Source organism: Gordonia sp. L191, from assembly GCF_030077625.1.
Taxonomy (GTDB): Bacteria; Actinomycetota; Actinomycetes; order Mycobacteriales; family Mycobacteriaceae; genus Gordonia; species Gordonia polyisoprenivorans_A.
This window is the reverse complement of sequence record NZ_CP125996.1, coordinates 3,970,962-3,990,761: the sequence shown is the minus strand read 5'-3', so window position 1 is coordinate 3,990,761 and position 19,800 is coordinate 3,970,962. Positions and strand designations below refer to the sequence as shown.

General features: G+C 70.0%; 2 protein-coding genes. Both read left to right on the top strand.

Annotated features, from left to right (window positions below; translation table 11 throughout):
- The first annotated feature begins 1 nt into the window (after position 1).
- Complete coding sequence (locus QNM97_RS18015) at positions 2-1,819, top strand: DUF4012 domain-containing protein (protein ID WP_283819668.1); 1,818 nt, start codon at positions 2-4, stop codon at positions 1,817-1,819.
- The gene (locus QNM97_RS18010; protein ID WP_283819667.1) at positions 1,816-19,710 is read left to right on the top strand and encodes a non-ribosomal peptide synthetase; all 17,895 of its coding nucleotides are present in this window, start codon (positions 1,816-1,818) and stop codon (positions 19,708-19,710) included. Before QNM97_RS18015 ends, QNM97_RS18010 begins: the two co-directional genes overlap by 4 nt.
- Positions 19,711-19,800 lie beyond the last annotated feature (90 nt).

Genomic DNA, 19,800 nt, shown 5'->3' with positions numbered 1-19,800 from the left:
GATGAGGGCACCCGAGGCGAGAGTTCATCGGTCCCGGCTGCGATCGCGGCGGGTATGGCTCGGCGGTGTGCTCCTGCTCGCCGCACTGGTCACGGTGGGCTGCTATCTGGGTGTCCGCGCCGAACAGGCGCGGTCGGCTCTCCACGATGCGCAGGACCACGCGGTGACCGCGAAAGCGGCACTGCTGTCCGGTGATTCGCGGAAGTCGTCGGGGGAGGCGTCGGCCGTGCGTGACTCGGCGGCCGACGCCTACGCCGCCACCAACGACCCCCTCTGGCGGGCCGCGGCAGCGGTCCCGTGGCTGGGCCGGCCGCTGGCCAGCGTGCGTGAGATGACCGACACCGTCACCCAGTTCAGCGACGAGGTCCTCGTCCCCAGCGCCGCACTGGCCGGCACCATCGGACCGTCGACGCTGCGCACCGCCGACAACGGCGTCGACGTCGCGGCCCTGCGCAGCGCCGCCCCGCGCATCACCGCGATGGCCGACGACGCCACCCGCCTCGCACAGCGCGCCCGCGGTATCGACGGCAGCTGGCTCGGGCCGGTCGCGCAGGCACGCACCGACCTCGCCACGCAACTGGACTCGGCCGCACGCACCGCGCAGGGTACGTCGGTGGCTGCGCGACTGGCCCCGGCCATGCTCGGCGCGGACGGCCCCCGAAACTACTTCGTGGCCTTGCAAACACCGTCGGAGGCCCGCGGAACCGGCGGACTGGTCGGCGGATTCATCATCATCCGCGCCGAGAACGGGCACCTGCGCGCCGCCGAAACCGGCCGCAACATCGACATGTTCCGCCCGAGCAACCCGCAGATCGACCTCGGTGACGGCTTCGACACCCTGTACTCGACGGTCGAGCCCTACACCGACTTCCGCAACAGCAACCTGAGCCCCGACTTCACCGACGCCGCGAAGATCTGGATGGCCAACTGGCAGGCACAGACCGGCACGCCCCTCGACGGGGCGGCGGCACTCGACCCGATCGCCCTGAGCTACGTACTCCGCGTGACGGGGCCGGTGCGGTTGCCGTCGGGCGAACAGATCACCGCCGACAACGTCGTACCGCTCACCTTGTCGCAGGTCTACACCCGCTTCGCCGACGACAACACCGCGCGCAAGGCCTACCTGCAGACCATCTCCCGCACCGTCGTCGCCGACGTCCTCGGCGCCCACGCCGATGCCGGCAGGCTCCTCGAAGCACTCGGCCGCGGCGTGGCAGAACGTCGGATCATGCTCTACAGCAGCAGATCCGACGAACAGGACATCATCGCGTCCACTCCACTGGCACATCAGTTACCCGACGATTCGGCCCCGCTGATGGACGCGACCATCACCAACGCGGCAGGTAACAAACTCGACTACTACCTGCGCCGCGAACTGAGCTACACCGCAGGCGACTGCACCGCCGACAGGCGCGATGCGACCGCACGGGTGACGCTGACCAACACCGTCACCGATCTCTCGTTGCCGCAGTACGTGATCGGCTCGATGGGGGCCGTCGGCAGCGGCCTGCCACCGGGCACCAATGCGGCCGGCGTGCAGATCGCGCTGACCCGCGGCGCGCAGGTCCGCAAGGTCACCCTCGACGGACAATCGGTGCTCTACGGCACCAGCGAACTCCACGGTCATCCGGTGGTCCGTACCCGCGTACCACTGGCACCCGGTCAGCGCAGTGTCCTCGAGGTGACACTGACCGAACCCACCTCGGCCCGCGGCGACGCACAGGTGCCCGTGCAGCCGCTCGTCGACACCCCGCCCGTGCACGTGTCGGTGCCGTCGTGCGGTGCGGCGACCGGGCAGAGGGCACAGGGATCGCCATGACCGAGAAGATCCAGGTCACCGAACTGACCGCGGCGCAACGCTTCTTCTGGTTGCGACAGCAGGCGATGCCGTCGGTGCCGTTGAACATGGCGCAGGTGACCGACATCGAGGGCCCGCTCGACCGCGACCACTTCCTCACCGAGCTCGCCGAGCAGGGACGCCGAGCGCGAGTCATGCAGCTGCGGTTCGAGGAGGGCCCCCGCGGCCCGGTGTGCATCTACGATCCGTCGTTGCATGATCACGTCGAATACGTCGATGTCGGTGACCGACCGGATCCGCATGGGGCTGTGCAAGAAATCATCGACGCCGATTTGCACCGCGCGGTCGATGTGACCGCCGATCGATTGGCACGGGCCATCCTGTTTCGGTTATCGGATCATCGACATCAGCTCTACAACCGTGCGCATCACCTGACCACCGATGGGGTGGCCACTCGCGACAACCTGGTGTGCGCGTTACGTCGTTGTCTTTCCCGCGACCCTAGCGCACCGTCGGTGCCCATCGCCGACCTCTCCGCCGCGCCCGCCGCCGATGATGCCTACCGGATTTCGTCGCGCCGCGCGCGCGACGCCGACTACTGGCGTGAGGTCCTCGCCGGCCGCGACCCCGCGACCTCACCGGCGCACCGATCGGGCGGGCCGGCCTCCCACAATCACACGGTGGCGGCACCGATCCCCATGGCGACGATGGACGCGATCCGCGAGCTCATCACGGCCATGCCCACCAGTCTGCCGACACTGATCGTGACCGCCGCCGCGGGCTATCTGAGCCGCCGCACCGGCGACGCCGACGGGGCGCTGACCTTCGCCGTGGCCGCACGGACGACGGCCGCACTGCGCGCCACACCACTGCCGACCATCAACTTCGTGCCGCTCCGCGCCGGCGTCGGCCGACGCACCGAGATCCATGCCGCCGTGCGCACCACCGAGCGGGCGATGCTCGGCGCACTACGTCATCAGCGGTACCGGTTCGAGGACATCGTCACCGAACACGGCGATCACTCAGGCGGACCGGTCCTCAACCTGATGCTCTTCGACCGTGAGATGCGATTCGGTGAGACGACCGTCCGATTCTCCTCGGTGACCACCGGACCGGCAGAAGACTTGGCCATCAACGTTTTCCCGTCCGGAACTCTCGCCGAATCCACCGACACCGGCACCTTCGTCGTGGAGATCGAGGCCAACCCGCGCCGCTACGACCCGGCCGAGGTGACGGCGTTCCACGACGGACTGCTCGCGATGCTCGGCGCACTCGCCGACGCATTAACCGCCCCCGGGTCTGCGCGGGTCATCATCGACGACTTGCCACTGCCCGCGCGCACCCCCGGGGTGCTCGGCACCGAAAGTCCCACGGACACCCTGCCGGACCTCATCGCCGCCACGGTCGCCCGCGCCGGAAACGACGTGGCCGTCGACGGCAGCCTCCTGGGCGAGCCCGCGGTGACCTTCGCCGATCTCGACGGGCGCACCGCCGACCTCGCGCCCCGGCTCTCGGCGCTCGGAGCCCGGCCCGGCACCCGGGTGGTGGTGCTGATGCGCCGCGGCGTCGATCAGGTCGTCGCCTGGTGGGCGGTGGCGCGCAGCGGTGCGACGATCGTGCTGATCGACCCGGCGCAGCCGACCGCGCGGATCGACCGGATGCTGGCGACGGCCGCTCCGGTCCTCCTCCTCGCCACGAGCCCCGAACATGGTGCGCGGGCGGGTATTCCGTCGCTGTCCCTCGACGACCTCGCCGACGTCGACCCACGCGCCGGCCGACTGCCGGCACCGCATCCGTTCGACGCCGCCTACGTCGTGTTCACCTCGGGGAGCACCGGCGAACCCAAGGGCGTCGTCGTCCCGCACACCGGGCCGGCCGTCATCGCGCGCGACATGTGGGCCCGATTCGGGGCGGGTGACGGGATCGATGTCGGGGCGCGCTGGCTCGCGGTGGCATCACCGATGTTCGACATGGCCCACTTCGAGATGCTGGCGTGTGCCGCGCTGGGCCATACCCTGATCCCGGCCGCCGGACTCGACGCCGACCTCGGCCGCGCGCTGCTCGATCACCGCATCACCCACCTGATGGCCACCCCGACCGTCCTGAACCGGATTCCGCTGCACACGCTGCCGCGGACGGTCTCGGCGATCGGCGAGGCACTGTCACCGGCGCTCGCGGCCCGAATCACGTGTCGGCCACCGGGGGCGAGCGGCGAGCGGCGGGTGTTCAACACCTACGGTCCCGCCGAGGCGACGCTGTATGCGACGGCCGCACCGATCACCGCCGACGTCCACCTCGACCGGCCGGTACCCATCGGTCGACCGGTCCCGGGGATGGCCGCGCTGGTCCTCGATCACCGGTTGCGCCCGGTGGCCGACGGGATCATCGGCGAACTCTATCTGTGCGGACCACAACTCGCGCACGGATACCGGGATCGGCCCGGGCTGACAGCGACGAGATTTCTCGCCTGCCCGTGGCGCGACGGCTCCCGAATGTACCGGACCGGTGATCTCGCCCGTCGTGACCCGACAACCGGTGATCTCGTCTTCGTCGGCCGTTCCGACGGGCAACTCTCGGTGCGCGGGGTCCGCGTCGAACCGGCCGAGATCGAGAACGCCGCCACGGAAGTCGACGGTGTGGGCGCCGCGGTCGTCGTCGCCGACCACGCACCCGACGGCGACCTGGCCCTCGACGTCGCCTGCGTGGGGACCGGTGCCGCACCGGGCGGCGACGGACTCGAAAGGGCGGTGCGGGCGCATCTCATCGCGACCCTGCCGTCGGTGATGTGGCCGCGGCGGGTGCTGATGCTCGATCGGCTACCGACCGGGCCGACCGGCAAAATCGATCGCGACGCCGTGGCGCGTACGGTTGCCGGGATCGCGCTGCACGAACCGGAATTCGTGGCCGCAACCTCCGACGTCGAATGCGCGCTCGGCGAGATCGTCGCCGACGTCATACGGGTGGAACGGGTCTCGATGGCTGCCTCGGTCATCGACCTTGGCGGCACCTCGCTGACGATGCTGGAGATCATGGCTCGCCTCGGCGCACGGGTGGGCCGTCCGCTGCGCATCGGCGAGCTGACCCCGGCGACCACCCTGGCCGAGATCGCCACACGCGTCGGCGCCGGTGACCTCACCGCGGCCACCGCACCGGCGACCGCGCCGGTCGTGACGCCGGCACAACACCAGATCTGGGCGTTGAACCGCTCCAACCCGGCCGACCACGTGTACCACCTCGCCGTGCAGGTCGAGTTCGCACTGGGTACGGGAACCGAACCGGTGAGCGCGGATCTCGTGACGGCGGATCTTGTGACTGCGGATCTTGTGACATCGGCGCTGACCGACCTCGCCCTGCATCACGACGCGCTGCGCCGCGTCTTTCCCGCCCGGCCCGACGGCACCCCGACCATGCGTCTACTACCCACCCAGGCGATGGTCGACGCGATGCCGATCACCCGGGAGGCATTGAGCTCGAGCATGGTTCGCTCAGTGGTCGCCGCACCCTTCGATCTCACCGTCGACCCTCCGTGGCGCGCCGTCCTCGACGACAGCCGTGGCTCGGTGTCGATGGTGTTCGTGGTCCATCACATCGCGGTCGACGGCTGGTCGATCCCGATCCTGGTGCGGGACATGTTGATCGCAGTCACCGCACGCACCCGCCACCGGCTGCCGGAGTTCCCCGGGCCCGGAGACTTCGGTGGCGCTCGACCCGCCGCCGATTCCGATGCGGGACACAGCTACTGGCGTGACGTGCTCGCCGGTGCCCCGACGCGACTCGCGCTGCCCGAGGCCCGCGCGGCCGGTGAGGTCTCTACCGAGGCGGTTCATCTGGAACGGGTCGTCGACGCGAGGCTCTCGGCGGCGGCCACCGCACAAGCCACCGGCGCCGGCGCGACCCTGCAGGCGCTGGTCCGGGTGGCCGTGGCCGCCGTCCTTGCCGGTGTCGTCAGCGACGACGACGTCGTCATCTCGGTGCCGACCTCAGGGCGCTGGAGCTCCTCCGACCTCGAGCGGGTCGGCATGTTCGTCCGGACGGTCCCGGTACGGGCTCACGCAGTCGCGTCGCAGACCGTCGCCGAGGCGCTCGCGGGATCGGTCGCCGCGCTGCAGGCCGGGATGCGCCACGCCGACACCGCGCCCGCACAGCTCGCCGATGTGGTGCTGGCGCAGGCGAATACGATGGACGGCGCCGAACTCGGCCGTGACACCGGGCTGTCGCGGCGCGCGCTGATCCGCTCGGCCACCCCGATCCGTACCGGGAGAGCCCGCACCGCACTGGAATTCGTCGTCGACGACAGCGGCGAACAGCTGCGGTTGGCTCTGACGGTGGCACCCGACCGCGTCGATCCCGACGGCGCCGGGATTCTTCTCGACCACGTGGTCGACACACTGACCCGGCTGGCACTCGCCGACCCGACCACCCTCGTCGGGTCGTGCACCCCGACCGGACGTGGTGTCGCCCCACAATGCCCGGTGGCCGGCACCGACCCGATCCACGCACTGCTCGCACACGTCGGCGCCACCCCGCACGCCATCGCCGTCACCGACGCCCGGACATCGATGACCTACGAGCAACTGTCCACGCGCGCATTCGAGATGGCGATGGATCTGCGTCGGGTCGGGGTCCGGGCAGGTGACCGGGTGGCCCTGCTGCTCGGTCGCAGTGCCGAGACCGTGGTGGCGATGGTCGGGACCCTGATGGCCGACGCCGCCTACGTTCCGCTCGACCCGGAACATCCGCCCGCACGCACCGCGGAACTCGTCGCCGCGACCTCCCCGGCGGCGATCGTGGGCGACGGCCTGCTGATCGAACCCGGCCCGGGCCTCGGGACCGCGCCCCGCCGACCGGGGATCGCCTATATCATCCACACGTCCGGATCGACCGGACGGCCCAAAGGTGTTGCGGTGTCGCGTACGGCGCTGGCCGCGATGCTCGGTGCCGCCCTCGACGTCATCGACGCCACCCCTGCCGACGTGTGGAGTGCGACGCACTCGCACACCTTCGACTTCTCGGTGTGGGAGATCTTCGGCGCACTGTGTTCCGGTGGTCGTGTGGTGATCGTCGACCGCCCGGTGAGCCGGGATCCGGTGCTGCTGAGCGCAATCCTGAACGATTGCGGCGTCAGCATTCTCTCGCAGACCCCGACCGCGTTCGCGCGGCTTGCCGCACCGGATGGTCCCGGTTCGTCGAGTAGCAGCGGCTCGCGGTTGCCGGCCTTGCGGTGCGTCGTGTTCGGCGGCGAGGCGCTGCAGGCTCCTGCGCTGTACGACTGGGCGCAGGCCAATCCTCGTGTGCGCCTGATCAACATGTACGGCATCACCGAAACCACAGTCCACCTCACCGCCACCGATGTCGACACCAACGACGCCCGCAGCCTGATCGGCGCCCCGTTCGCCGGAGTCGGCTGGTCGGTGCGCGACCGGCATCTGCGTCCGGTGCCGGTGGGCGGACTCGGCGAACTGTACGTCAGCGGCGCGCAAGTCGCCGACGGCTACCTGCACGCGCCCGAACTGACCGCGAGCCGCTTCGTCGCCGACCCCGACGGCTTCGGCACACGGATGTACCGAACAGGCGATGTGGTGCGGTTGATCGCGCCGGATCGGCTTGCCTACCTGGGCCGGTCGGACGATCAGATGCAGGTGCGTGGTCATCGCGTCGAGCCCGCCGAGATCGCCGCGGCTCTCGTCGAGGCGCCCGGCGTCCGCGAGGCACGCGTGGTGATCGCCGGCGGGACACAATCCGGCGACGAACACATCCTCGCCTTCGTGATCGACGACGACACCATCGGCGCCGAGGTGCCGGTCGGCGAGCGTGAGACATTCCTGCTGCGCGCGTGCGCCACTCGGCTACCCGGGTATCTGATGCCTGCACGCATCGGCGTCGTCGAGCGCTGGCCACTCACCGACAACGGCAAACTCGACCGGCAGGCCCTGATCGCCGGGCTGCCCGCGGTGACCGGCACCGCGATCCCGCTGACCGTGGCACAACGTCGCGTCGCCGATCTCGTCGCCGAGATCGTTGGGCAACCCGGACCGCAGGGAACTGGACGGGGCCCGCACGACGGTGGACCCGAGCAATGGGGACCCGAGCAATGGGGACCCGAGCAGTGGGGACCCGAGCACTGGGGACCCGATGTCAACTTCTTCTCCGTCGGCGGAAACTCGTTGTCGGCGGCGCGACTTGCCGCACGGCTGTCGGGACCGGGCACCCAGGTCACCGTCGCCGACATCCTCGCCGCACCGACAATCCGCGGACTGACCGAACTGGTCGGCGCCGACGCTCACACATCGCAGGTAAGGCCTCGTGACGTACTGTGGCCGGCGCAGCGCGTCCTGTGGGATGCGCATCGCGGACAGCCCGATTCGGCCGCATACCATCTGGCGTTGCGACTCACGGTGCGTGCCGAGGTGCCCGTGGTGCGGGCAGCGCTGCTCGATCTCGCCGACCGGCATCCGATGCTGCGTGCGGTGTTTCCCGATCGCGGGGACACAACTCCGGAGGTCGTCATCCTTCACGCCGACGCTCTCACCGGGAATCCGCCGATCACCCAACGCGATACGGTCCCCGACACCGGTCAGGCCGCCGAGATCGTCAACGCCCCCTTCGATCTGACCACCCGCCCGGCATGGCGCGCGGTGCTCGCCGACTCACCCGCGGGCACCGGCATCGTGCTCGTCGCCCACCACATCGCCGTCGACGGTGCCTCGGTACCGATACTCCTCGACGACCTGCACACGGCGCTGACGGCACGCCTGCGCGGACGCAGCCCACGCTGGCCCGAGCAACCCGACGAGCTGCAGGTCTCGGTATGCGACGACGACACCGACTATTGGAGAACGGTTCTCGACGGCGCAGCCGAACACCTCGCCCTCCCCGAACCGCCGCGACGGCACCCGGCGGCCGAGAAGCCCGCAGTGGTCCACGAGCGCCGTATCAACGCCGACACCGCCGCCGCGATCAACGAGGTGGTGGCCGGAGCCGGCACCACGCTGTATTCGGCACTATGGGTGGCACTGGCCGCGACACTCGCCGCCGTCACCGACTCCGACGACGTCGTCGCGGCGATCCCGGTTGCCCTGCCCGGCGGACCCCGCGTCGGTATGCGGGCCACCACCGTTCCGCTGCGGTGGTCGGCAGTGACGGCGGACCGGCGCCCCGTCGTTGCGCTGCCGATTGACGAGGCACTCGTGCACGCACACCGCACGATCGCCGATGCCGCCACTCACGCCGCGTCGGCGCCGGCGACCCTGCCCGACGTGCTCCTCGACCATGCTGCCGCGTTGCCTGACTCACCGGGACCGCTGATCACCGACATCACACCGATCAATGTGGGAATCACCCGCACCGCACTCGAATTCACGGTGCGTACGGTCGACGAGGGAGCGCTGTCGGTGCAGGTGACGGCGTCACCCGCCCGGGTCGACGTCGCGGCGGTGGAGCCGATGCTCGAGTATTTCGTCGCCGCCCTGACGGCCCTGACCGACTCGTCGACACGGTGTGTGGCCGAGTGCCTGCCTGCCGGTGTTCTCGCCCAGCCCACTGCTGTTCACCCCAATGTTTCTGCGCAGTCGATCGATCCCGTCGACGCGGTCCGCGCCATGGCGACGCGTCAGCCCGACGCTGTGGCAATTGTCGCCTCCGGCGCTGTATCGATTGTCGCCTCCGGCGACGCGGCCCTCGTCGACTCCGACGATGTGCTCACCTACCGCGACCTGTGGTGTCGTGCCGAGCAGGTGGCCGAGAAGTTGCATGCGGCCGGGACCCGTCCGGGGACCACGGTCGTGCTGGCATTGCGCAGGGGGAGTGAGGCGGTCGTGGCCGCGCTGGGTGTGCTCGCCGCGGGCGCCGTGTTCGCGCCCGTCGACCCTAACCTGCCACCGGCGCGACAACGGTTGCTGTACCGCCGAATCGGGCCCGGAGCGACGATTCGCGAGGGCCTCGAGATCAGCCCCGCCCACAGCGGGACCGGCCCCGAGGTGCCCGGCGCCGCCTATGTCATCCACACGTCGGGATCGACCGGCGCACCCAAGGGCGTGGTCGTCGACCGGACCGCGATGGCCGCGATGCTCGGCGCCTCACTCTCCCGTCTCGGGTGCACCGGTGAGATGGTCGGGAGCTGGTCGCACGCACTGTCCTTCGACGCGTCCGTGTGGGAGATGTTCGGGCCGCTCGCCGCGGGCGGACGGGTCGTCGTCTTCTCCGAGGACGACGTCCGCGACCCGGCACGCTTCGCCGCCGGTCTCACCCGACATCGCGTGACCCATTGCGCACAAACCCCGAGTGCGTTTGCGCGACTAACCGATCCGTCGGTCCTGCAACCGCTCGCCGGCACCGCCGACGTGTCACTGGCGTCGCTGCGAACAGTGATCCTCGCGGGTGAGGCCGTCGACCCCGCGCGGTTACGCGCATGGGCATCGGCGCACCCCGACGTACGGCTGGTCACCATGTACGGGCCCACCGAGACCACCGTGCAGGTGCTCTGCGGGGACATCGACCTCGACGACGACCGCCCGATCATCGGCACACCACTCGACGGCGTCCACGCTGAGATCCGCGATCGGCACGGACGAGCCGTGCCGCTCGGTGGCCGCGGCGAACTCCACCTCTCCGGGCCGCAACTCGCGATCGGCTATCTCGGTGACCCCGCGACGACCGCGACACGATTCGTGGCCGGACCCGACGGCACCCGCCACTACCGCACGGGTGATCGGGTGCGGCTGTTGCCCGATCGGCGGATCGCCTTCCTCGGCCGCGTCGACGACCAACTGAAGATCCGCGGATTCCGCATCGAACCGGCCGAGATCGTTGCCGCGCTCACCGCGGCCCCCGACGTCCTCGACTGCCGGGTGCTGCAGGACGGTGTCGCGAGTGCAGCGCGTCTCGTGGCGGCCGTCCGCGTGGGCGCCGCAGCGCAGGCGGTACCCACCGAGTCGACCCTGATCTCGTGGTGTGCGCAACGACTGCCCACCTATGCGGTGCCCAGCCGCATCGTCGTCGTCGACGACTGGCCGCTGACCGCCAACGGCAAGATCGACCAGACGGAACTTCTCCGAAAGCTGCACTCCTCCAGCGGTATCGGCCGGCAGTTGACCCCTCGCGAAGAGGTGGTGGCCGCAGCGATCCGCGAGTGCCTCGACAGCGGCGACGACCCAGCGGCATCGGCACCGCTCGACCCCGACACCGACCTCGTCACCCTCGGCATCAACTCGTTGACCGCCGCGCGCCTGGCGGCCCGACTGTCGTTGCACGGCAGCAGAATCGGTGTCACCGAGGTGTTCTCCCATCCCACCATCGCCGGGCTGGCGCAGTTGTTGTCGACCTCGCCGATCGTCGACGAGGACCCGGTCCCGGACCTGGGGGAGGTCGAGGAGGAGAGCACCGACCCCGATCACCCGGCGCTGACACCGGAGCAACTCGATCTGTGGCTGCGCTGGCGCGCCGACCCCGACCACCCCGGCTATGTGCTCGCCGGCCTCATCCCGGTACCGGGCACCGATGCCCGCGAGATCCGGCGTCGGGTGGCCGAACTGGTCCGGCGACACGACTGCCTGCGCACCGGCTTCCCGGAACTCGACGGGGTGCCCTATCAACGACTCTGGACCGACGACGAGGTCGACGCCTACCTCGGTGCCCTCGATCCCCTCACCGGCGTCGACGCCGACGAGGTCCTCGCCGAGATCGCTCGTCGCCCCATCGATCTCACCGTGTCCCTGCCCTGGCGGGTGCGGCTCGTCGACACGCCGGGCGGGTATCGGCTGGTGTGCGTGATCCACCACATCAGCGCCGACGGCGAGACCGCACGCATGCTGCGCCGAGAACTCACCACCGGTCCACCGACCGACTCCACGCGTCGTCTCGACTACCGGCAGTACAGCAGATGGCGGCAGGCGATGGTGCGCAGCCACCGCGACCGTCTCACCGGCTACTGGTCGCGGGTGTTCGCCGAACCCATCGTGCCGCTCACCGTGACCGACATGGACCTCGCCGCAACGGGATCGGGAGCCACACATCGCGGGCGAGTGAGGTTCTCAACGGAGCTGACCGCGCGGATCGATCGGTGCGCGGCCGCGGTCGGGAGTACCCCGTTCATCGTGGTGCACACCGCGATCGCCGTGGTCCTGACTCGCCAGGCCGCTGCTGCGGAACGCGTCATGACCACCGGCGGTGCGTCGGAATGCACCGTGGGCACCGCGGTGTCGGGACGGACCGATCCTCGATGGAGCACGGTCTGCGGCCTCTTCGCGCGGGCCGTCCCGCTGCGCACCCGCATCGAACCGGACGACTCCTTCGCCACACTCTTGCGCCGCAACACCCTCGGCGTTCTCGGGGCGATCGACCATTCGGATCTGCCGTTGGCCGAGATCGCCGCGATCGCCGACCCGGAGCGTGAACGCGCGGGCCGATCCCTCGTCGACGTCGTGGTCGGTGAGGTACCACCGGACCTGAGCGTGACCGGGCTGGATACGACCGGGCTGGGGACGACCGGCAGTACTCAGGCCGCACTGGACATCATGCTCGGCCGCGACGGCGATCGGACGTATCTCGGTGCCGCATGCCGGGACTCGGTCGCCGATGCCGGCCGCCTCGAGGCGCTCCTGACCGCCATCACCGAGACCCTGGAAAGCGGCACCGCCGACCCCGCGCTGCCGGTACGCGCCCTGACACGCGCGCCGGTGCCGCAGCCGAGCGTGGAGACGCCGGTCATCTCCGCCCGCATGCGTGCGCCCCAGACTCTTGCCGAGCTCCTCGATCGTCAGCCCGTGCCGGACGCCGCGCGGCCGGCGATCATCGATGTGACACATCGCTTTCCCGGATACGGCGAGGTCCTGTGCCACGCGGACGTCGAGCGGCTGGTGCGGATTCTCGCGTGGGCGTTGCGGGATCGCGGCCTCGGGCCCGGAGACGTCGTCGCGAAGCATCTACCGCGATCGTGCTTCGATGTCGTCGCGACGATGGCGCTGGCCCGTGTCGGCGCCGCATTCGTCAACCTCGACCCCGCGGACCCACCCCGGCGCCGGGAGCGGCTGATCCAGCGCTCCGGGGCGCGCACGATCCTGACGCTGCGCGCCGATCGCCCGCCCCGACTGCCCGTCAGGATGGCGGTCGTGGCACTCGACGACTCCGACCTCTACCGCTCCCGCCGCGTCACCGAGTTCGAGCCCCGACACCGCACCCGCACACTGCAACTCGACGACGTCGCCTACCTCGCGTTCACCTCCGGGACGACCGGCACACCCAAGGGTGTGGAGATCACCCATCGCGGGCTGGCCGCGTGGGCGCTGACCACCGCCGAACGACTCGGACTCGACGCCACCGACCGGGCGATGCACACCCACTCCACGGCATTCGACGCCCACCTGATGGGTGTGGTGCCAACCCGCGCAGCCGGGGCGTGCATCGTCATCTGCCCACCCGAGGTGATGGCGGGAACCGAACTCGCCACCGAGATCACACGGTCGGCGGTGACGGTGCTGATGACCACGCCATCGGTGCTGAGCACCCTCGACCCGGCCCAGGTGGCGCGGCTGCGGCATGTGGTGGTGGGTGGAGAAGCGTTGCCGCGCACGCTCCTGAGTCGGTGGACGTCGTCGGTGTCGGTGACCAACGAGTACGGGCCCACCGAGACGACCGTCGCGATCAGCAGCGCCACCTACCGTCCGGACACCACCGGTGCCGTGAGCATCGGCACCCCCGTCCCGGATATCGAAGCGCTGGTGTTGGATTCGTCGCTGCAGGCGGTTCCCGACTACACCGTCGGCGAGTTGTACGTCGCCGGAGCCGCATTGGCGCGCGGCTATCTCGCCGACACCTCCACCACCGCCTTACGATTCGTCGCGCGCCCCTTTGGCGACGGTGATCGCATGTATCGCACCGGCGATCTGGTCCACCGGCGCGGCGACGGCTCGTTGGTGATCCACGGTCGCGCCGACGACCAACTCAAGATCCGTGGTGTGCGAATGGAGGCCGAGGAGATCAACGCCGCGCTCGCCGGATTGCCCGGGGTGGCGGCCGCCGCCAGTGCGGTGCGCACCAACCGGGCCGGTGAGCCACTGCTGGTCTCGTGGGTCATCCCGGCGCCCGGCGACAGGCCGCATCCCGAGCGTTTGCGTGAACAAGCGCGGACGGTGTTGCCGCGCACCATGGTTCCGGCCGCGATCGCGGTGGTCGATCGCTTCCCGACCCGACCGAGCGGCAAGATCGATCATCCCCGGTTGCCGAATCCGGTTGCCGCGCAGGAGCCGGCGCCGGGAGCGGAGCGAGCGGGCCGAATGATGCCCGCGAAGTCGGTGGAGACCCGGACCGAGCTTCTGGTTGCCGAGGTGCTCGCCGAGGTTCTCGACTGCGAGGTCGCCGAGATCGGCTCGGACACCGACTTCTTCGCGCTCGGCGGAACCTCGCTGTCGGCGGCGCGGGTCCGGTCCCGACTCATCGCGCGGACCTCTCGTGACCTCGACGCCGACGTCGTGTTCCGCGCGCGTACCGTCGGCGAGCTGGCCCGACGGATCGGCTGCGCGGCAGACCTCACCGGCCCGATACCGCACCACGCGCCGCGTCCCGAGCATCTTCCGCTGGCATATCCGCAGCGGCGCATGTGGATTCACCACCGCTTCGATCCCGAGGACACCACCTACCACATCCCGCTCGTCCTGCGGATTCGCGGACCCTACGATCCCGGGCGGATCGTCCGGGCGTATCGCGCGGTCGTAGGTGCGCACGAGTCGCTGCGCACCGTCTTTCCCGATACCGGTCGCGGACCGGAACAACGTCTCGTCACCGACGTGCCCGACCTCGTCCTGCAATCGGTGAGCACTGCGGCGGTCCGCGACGCCATCGCGGCGGAAGTCGCACGTCCCTTCGACCTCGAACGCGAGACCGCCATCAGGGCACGGCTGTTCGTCAGCGGCGACGACAGTGACGAGGACGACGACGGTGACGAGGGGGAGACCGGCCTCGGTGCCGCCCACCTGGTGCTGACCCTGCACCACATCGCCGTCGACGGATGGTCGATGCGGATTCTTCTCGACGATCTGATGACGGCCTACCGGGCGGAACTACCCGCCGAGTCGGCACCCGACTATGCCGACTACACCCGGTGGCAGCGCGACATCCTCGGCGACCCGGACGATTCCACCAGTCGCTTCACCCGCGACATCGCCTTCTGGACCACCGAACTCGGTGATGCGGACGCTCCCGTCGTGCTGCCCGGCCCGTCCGGCGACAGCGGGGGCCGGGTGGTGCGAGACGTCGACGCGCACGTGATCGCCGAGCTCCGGGAACAGACGTCGGCGTTGGGCGCGAGCGTCTTTCACGCCGTCCATGGCGCACTGACCGCGACGCTGGGACGACTGACCGGGGAGTGGGATGTCGTGGTCGGTGTCCCCGTGCACGGGCGCTCGGCGCCACAATGGGAGCGCGTCGTCGGTATGTTCGTCAACACCGTTGCGGTGCGCACCCGGCTGCAGCCAGGTGCGACTGTCGCCGACGCGGTGGCGTGTGCACGGGAGGCGCATCTGCGGGCCGCCGACCATCAGGAGGTGCCGTACGAGTCGGTGGTGCGTGCGGTGTGCCCGAATGCACGATCCACCCACGACCCGTTGACGTCGATCTTGTTGGTGGGGCAGGACGTGGTGCCGGAGCCCGACGCGGTTGTGGCCGGCGCCGGGAGCGAAGCGAGCGGGCCGAATGTGGCCGGCGCCGGGAGCGAAGCGGTGCGTGCGGAGCCGGTGCAGGTGGTGCCCGAGCGTGAGGCCGCCGGCCATGATCTCGAGGTGATCGTCGGCGACCGTGACGGGGCGCTGGTGCTCACGGTGGTGTATTCGGCCCGGGTCAGTGCCCGGACGGCCAACGAGGTGGCCGACCAACTCGTCGACGCACTGGTCGGCTTCGCCGGCGCGGATAGTGGGCTCGTCGGCGAGGAGACCGTGGGCGGGACGGACACCTCGGAGTCGGTGGCCGCGGCGTTCGCGGAGATCATGGCCGTCGATCGCGCGTCGGTGCGTGCGGATACCGACTTCTTCGATCTCGGCGGTACCTCGCTGTCGGCGGCGCGGGTGGCCTCGCTGCTCACCCGGGAGCTCGGGTGGACGGTGTCGGCGAAGTGGCTGTTCGACCATCCGACCGTCGGTGAGCTCGTCGCGCGGCTCGACCGCCGGATCGCCGAGAAGGCGAACGACGGCGAGGTGCGTGTTGCGCCCGACACCGAGCAGATTGCGACCGAGGGCGACGACGTTCCGCTGACCGGGCCGCAACGACGGATGTGGATGGCCGCGGAACTCGGCAAACCCGGCTATCACGTACCGGTACTCCTGCCGGTCCCCGGTGGGGCCGGCGCCGGGAGCGAAGCGAGCGGGCCGAATTTTCCCGGCGCCGGGAGCGAAGCGAGCGGGCCGAATTGTCCCGGCGCCGGGAGCGAAGCGAGCGGGCCGAATTACCCCGGCGTGGTGGACGTGCGAAAGGCGGTGCGTACGTTGATCGGTCGGCATGCCGCGCTGCGCACTGTGTATCCGATGTCCGATGATGGGCCGCGCCAGCGGGTGCTCGACACCTGGGAGCCGGCAATCGATCTGCTCGACGCGGGTGCGATCGGCGACATGCTTGCGACCCCGTTCGACTCGCTCGCCACCTCTCCACCGATTCGAATCGGCTTGATCGCTCCTGACGGACAGGCGGTGTCCGCGGTGCTGGTGGTGGCGCATCACATCGCGCTCGACGGTGAGTCCGCGGTGGTCTTGCAGCGAGAACTGGCAGCGCAATTGACCGGCGTAGGGCTGCCGGCAATGTCACGGGCGGAGCAGATCAGCCGCCGGTTACTGACCGCCGAATCCGCCGCGCGAGACCGCGAACTGGCGTATTGGCACCGTGTGCTGGCCGATCCGCCCGCGCCACTGGTCCTCGACCACCTGCCTCACGCGGATGGCGGGATCGTCCACACTCGTCGTACCCTCCCGGCGGGGCTGTGGCCGCAGCTCGACGTGGCCGCACGGAGCTTGCGGGCCAGCCGATTCCACCTTGTCCACGCAGCCTTGGCGTGGGCGCTGGCCGTGCAGTCGGGCACCGACGACGTCGTCGTCGCGACCACCACGTCCCTGCGACGGGACCCCGATCTGTCCGAGGTGGTGGGGATGCTGGTCGCGACCGTCGTGCTGCGGACACGTCTCGACCCACGAATGACATGCGCGGAGTGGGTGAATCGGGTTCGAGACGACGACATCGCGGCGCTTGAGCATTCGTGGGTTCCGTTCGACGAGGTGATGCGGGAGATCGGGGCCGCCGGTGGGTCGGTCGCTCCTTCGTTGGCGGAGGTGGCGTTGACGGTGGGTGCCGACGCGTCCGATCAGACGCTCCTCGATCCGGCCGCGATCGGTGACGTCGACGAGTCCCTCACGCCGATGGGGGATTTCGCGCTGCGCGTGATCGTCGATGACGGAATGCTCCTCTGCGCGCATCGGGCGCAGTGGGCGGCTCGTGCGACCGTCGAGACCCTGATGGCGCGCATGGAGACGGCGCTGCAGGTCCTCGTCGATGAGGCCGAAACACGCATGGCCTCGGTCGATCTGCTGGTGCCCGACGAGCAGTGGCTGATCGAGGCGAGTGCGCACGGAGCGCCGTACACCGATCCCGCGACACTCGGTGACATGTTCGCCGAACCCGCTACACATCAGCCGGAGCGCATCGCCCTCGACGACGGCACGACGCAGCTGAGCTATCGGCACCTCGACGACTGGGTGGCGGTGACCGCACACGCGTTGCGCGCGCGAGGTATCCGCAGTGGTGCGCGGGTGGCGATTCTCATCGAACGGTCGGTGCGCCAGCAGGTCGCCTTCCGGGCCGTCACCCGGATCGGCGCGGTGCCCGTCCCCGTCGACGTGGCACATCCGCCGGCGCGGATCGACGCAATTCTCGAGCGAACCGGGGCATACCCGTTGTACGACAACGACGTTCCACCGCGCCCCTCCACCTCGGGAGCGTCGGTGACCGAGGTGCCGGTCGCGCGGGTGTCGCCGGCATCCGCGGCGTATGTGATCACCACGTCGGGTACCACCGGCACACCGAATGCGGTGGTCGTCGGGCACCGCGGGTTGCGGCGGCTCGCGACCATCGCCCCGATCCGATCCGACGACCGGGTGGCGGCGATGGTCAGCCTCGGCTTCGACCCGTCGATCATGGAAATGGTGCTGCCATTGGCGGCCGCCGCGCGGTTGGTGGTCGCACCCGCCGAGATCACCGCCGGGGCGGAGTTGACCGAGTGGCTTGTCACGCAACGGATTACGGTGTTCATCGCGACGCCGTCGGTGCTCGCGACGGTCGACGCGCAGCAACTCACGTCGGTACGGCTGGTCTTCGTCGGGGGTGAGGCGCTGTCGCCGTCGATCGCGCGTATGTGGGCCGCGCGCTGCGAACTCATCAACGTGTACGGCCCGACCGAGGCCACGGTCGCGGCAACCTTCGCACCTGTGCGTCCGGACGGGACGGTACGGATCGGCAGGCCCGTCGACGGCACCACCGTCGTCGTCCTCGACCGTTGGCTGCGACCGGTACCACCCGGCGTCGACGGCGAGCTGTATCTCGCGGGAGATGCACTGGCACAAGGCTATCTGGGCGACACCGCGTTGACGTCGGTGCGCTTTGTGGCCTGCCCCGGCGGCGGCCGCATGTATCGCACCGGCGACCGGGCGCGTCTCGAGGGCGACGGAGCGCTGACGTATGTAGGTCGGACGGACCGGCAGATCAAGCTTCGGGGTCAGCGGGTGGAACCGGCGGAGATCGAGGCCGTCCTGATGGGTGCGGGCGCCACCCAGGCCGCGGTACTTGTTCGGTCTGGGCCGGTGGGGGCGATGCTCGTGGCCTACGTGGTCGGCGTCGGTGATGCCGAGGTGAGCCGAGCGTGCCGGGCTCGCCTACCGCGACACATGGTGCCCGCCCAGGTGATCGCAGTCGACGAGATCGCACGCACCGTGACCGGGAAGATCGACACCTCTCGGCTGCCCGACCCCGCCGGGCCTTCATCGCGTGACAGGCGTGTCGAAAGCTGCAGTGCCGCATCTGATCTGGAGCGTCAGGTGATCGCCGCGTTCGATGCGGTGCTGGGCTGCGAACCCGGCGTCGACGACGACTTCTTCGCCCTCGGCGGGCATTCGCTTCTGCTGCTGCGGCTGCATGCCGAGATCGTCGATCACACCGGGCTGCGTCCGGATCTGGCCGATCTCGTGGCCCATCCGACCCCGCGCGGGGTGGCCGCTGCACTCGCGCGCGTCGGCACCGACCGGGAGCGCGTCGTCGACTTCGACTGTGCCGAACACGATTCCGGACTGCCGCTCCTGTGGGCGGTGCACGGCGTGAGTGGCATGCCGACACCGTTCCGCCCGCTGGCTGCGACGTCGGGACATCGGGTCGTGGGACTGCAACTCCCCGAACTGCTTTCCGGTGAGATGCCCGGCAGCATGGCCGAGATCGCGCGGCGTCACGTCGACGCGATCCGCCGTCGGCAGCTGTCGGGACCCTATCGGCTGATCGGGTGGTCGATCGGCGGGAACCTGGCTCATGAGATCGCCCGCCAACTCACCGACCTCGGTGAGCGGGTCGAGCTGCTGGTGTTGATGGACGCACGGACTCCCGACGAGTTGGCACTGGCTCCGGCGCAGGAGGGCACGACGGCCGATGTGGTTATCGCCGAACGATTGCGGGCTCTCATCGCTGCGGTGCGTGCGCATCGGACCGGTCGCGTCGACGTCGACGAGGTGCTCTACGTGGCGTCGGCACAGACCGGCGACATCTCGGGGTGGGAGTCGTTGGTGAGTACGACGCCGCGGGTGGCACGGCTCGACGTCTCCCACGCCGAGTTGGGGGAGCCGGATGTGATGGCGCGGGTCGCGCAGTTGGTCGCGGACCGTGCCGCAGACCGAGGGCGCTGAGTCCCGACCCACCGCTCGCGTCTTTGCCGACGCGACCAGGAGCATCGGTACAGCAAAGTCGACGTTTGTGCTGCGTAGAGGGTGTGCTGT